Origin of the sequence: Streptomyces sp. SP17BM10, assembly GCF_036322405.1 — a bacterium.
In the GTDB taxonomy this organism is placed as follows: domain Bacteria; phylum Actinomycetota; class Actinomycetes; order Streptomycetales; family Streptomycetaceae; genus Kitasatospora.
This window is the reverse complement of record NZ_JAQYXB010000436.1, coordinates 1-261: the sequence shown is the minus strand read 5'-3', so window position 1 is coordinate 261 and position 261 is coordinate 1. Positions and strand designations below refer to the sequence as shown.

At 67.8% G+C, this 261-nt stretch carries 1 protein-coding gene; it reads left to right on the top strand.

Annotated elements, in window-relative coordinates; genetic code table 11:
* A partial coding sequence (locus PUR71_RS05145; protein ID WP_329925122.1) for a cellulose binding domain-containing protein occupies window positions 1-261 on the top strand: 261 nt, incomplete at both ends.

Below are 261 nucleotides of genomic sequence, written 5' to 3'. Positions count from 1 at the left end.
TTCACCGCGAACCTCACCATCACCGACACCGGCACCACCGCCATCGACGGCTGGACCCTCGGCTACGCCTACACCGGCGACCAGACCCTCCAGAACGGCTGGAACGGCACCTGGACCCAGACCGGACGGACCGTCACCGTCACCAACCCCGGCTACGCCCCCACCATCAACCCCGGCGCCTCCTACACCACCAGCGCCAACTTCTCCTACACCGCCACCAACACCGCCCCCACCACCTTCACCGTCAACGGCACACCCTGC